At 60.6% G+C, this 1,808-nt stretch carries 3 protein-coding genes; all 3 read right to left on the bottom strand.

The genetic code is table 11. The features are described 5' to 3' along the window. The coding region (locus tag ADADOO_RS15355; protein WP_511278374.1) for a site-2 protease family protein at positions 1-267 on the bottom strand (267 nt) is incomplete at its 3' end. Positions 268-270: 3 nt separating this feature from the next. Beyond that, positions 271-897, bottom strand: a complete 627-nt coding sequence (locus ADADOO_RS15350) for an L-threonylcarbamoyladenylate synthase (protein ID WP_511278373.1) — start codon at positions 895-897, stop codon at positions 271-273. Between the two features lie 2 nt (positions 898-899). Continuing rightward, positions 900-1,787, bottom strand: coding sequence for a 3',5'-nucleoside bisphosphate phosphatase (locus ADADOO_RS15345; protein ID WP_511278375.1), 888 nt, complete (start codon positions 1,785-1,787; stop codon positions 900-902). Positions 1,788-1,808 lie beyond the last annotated feature (21 nt).

Genomic DNA, 1,808 nt, shown 5'->3' with positions numbered 1-1,808 from the left:
ACGGCTGAAATCGACTGGCACCGGCTTGGCATAGCCGAACAGGAAGTTGCCACCGGAAAAGAGCAGGATGCTGAGCGGAATCAGGATGGTGCCAACCGGATCGATGTGGCGCAATGGATTCAGGCTGATTCGCCCGGCCTGCCAGGCCGTCGGGTCGCCGAAATGGCGCGCGGCGTAGCCATGCGCAGCTTCGTGCAAGGTGATCGCAAAAACCAGCGGCAAGGCAAGAATCGCAATGGTCTGGATGATGGCGTTGATATCCAGCATGGCTTAGCCCAGTCCGAACAGCTCAAGTGGGCCACGGCCCGCCCGGATCAGCTCTGGCGCAGCGCCTGTCAGATCGATGATCGTCGTCGGCTCGGTACCACAAGGACCGCCATCGAGAATCAGTTCCAACTGGTCGTCGAGGCGATCCTGGATTTCCCAGCCTTCAGTCAGTGGAAACTCATCGCCCGGCAATTGCAGGGTCGTCGTCAGCAGCGGCTCATTGAGCTCTTCGAGCAAGGCCAAGACAACCGGATGATCCGGCACGCGCAGGCCGATAGTTTTGCGCTTCGGGTGCATGACTCGCCGCGGCAATTCCTTCGAGCCTTCGAGAATGAAGGTGTAACTGCCCGGCGTCGCCGCCTTGAGCAAACGATACTGGGCGTTATCGACGCGAGCAAAATGGGCGATTTCGGAAAGATCGCGGACCATCAGCGTCAGGTGATGGCGCTCGTCCATCTGGCGAATCAAGCGGATACGATCGAGCGCTTCCTTATCGCCGAGATGGCAACCTAGGGCGTAGCAGGAATCGGTCGGCAAGGCGACGATCGCCCCTTTCCGAATGAAATCGGCAGCCTGGACGAGCAGACGCGGCTGCGGCGTTTCCGGGTGAATATTGACGACGCGAGCCATGTTCAGACCACCAGGCGCCAGACCGGCTTCAGATCTTCCGGCAATTGCGGAAGCTTGCCAAGATCGACATAACTTTCTTCAGGCCCGTGAAAATCAGAGCCGCGCGAAGCGTGGAATGCGTAGTGACGGGCCAGGCGGGCAAAATGCATGACATGGTCGGGCGAATGGCTGCCACAGGTCACTTCGATGCCCTGTCCGCCGACGTCCTTGAAATCGTCGAGGAAACGGCGCATGTCGGCGCCCGACATCTTGTAGCGTGCCGGATGGGCGACCACTGCGACGCCACCGGCGCCAGTGATCCAGCCAACCGCTTCGTCGAGCGTCGCCCAGCGATGATCGACATAACCCGGTTTGCCAGCCGCCAGGTAATGCTGGAATACGCCCGGCACGTCACGGGCGATGCCGATCGACACCAGATAGCGGGCAAAATGGGCGCGCGAAATCAGGCTGGGATTGGTCACGAAACACAGGGCGCCTTCGTAAACGCCAGGGATGCCAATGGCGGCGAGCGCCTCGCCCATCCGCTTGGCCCGTTCGATACGCCCCACCCGCAACGCGTCGAGGCCGCCGCTCAGTGCCGGGTTGGCTGGATCAAAGCCGAGACCGACGACATGAATCGGTACGCCGCGCCATTCGATGGAAATTTCGACACCATTGACGAAGCCCATACCGGCTTCTTCGGCTGCTGTTCTAGCTTCAGTCAGACCACCGAGGTCGTCGTGATCGGTCAGCGCCCAGAGATCGACGCCATTTCCCGCCGCACGCCCGGCGACAACCCGGGGCGGCAAAAAGCCGTCGGAAACGATCGAGTGGCTATGAAAATCGAAATTGGCAGGTGTCACAGGTAAGCAATTGAAGGCAAACGAAGATTCTAGCACGAAGGAGGCCATGCCCCGGGACCGCTTGTGCGG

The sequence above is a fragment of the Azonexus sp. genome, assembly GCF_036170495.1.
Lineage (GTDB): Bacteria > Pseudomonadota > Gammaproteobacteria > Burkholderiales > Rhodocyclaceae > Azonexus.
The sequence above is the reverse complement of the archived record's forward strand: the minus strand, read 5'-3'. Positions and strand labels throughout refer to the sequence as shown.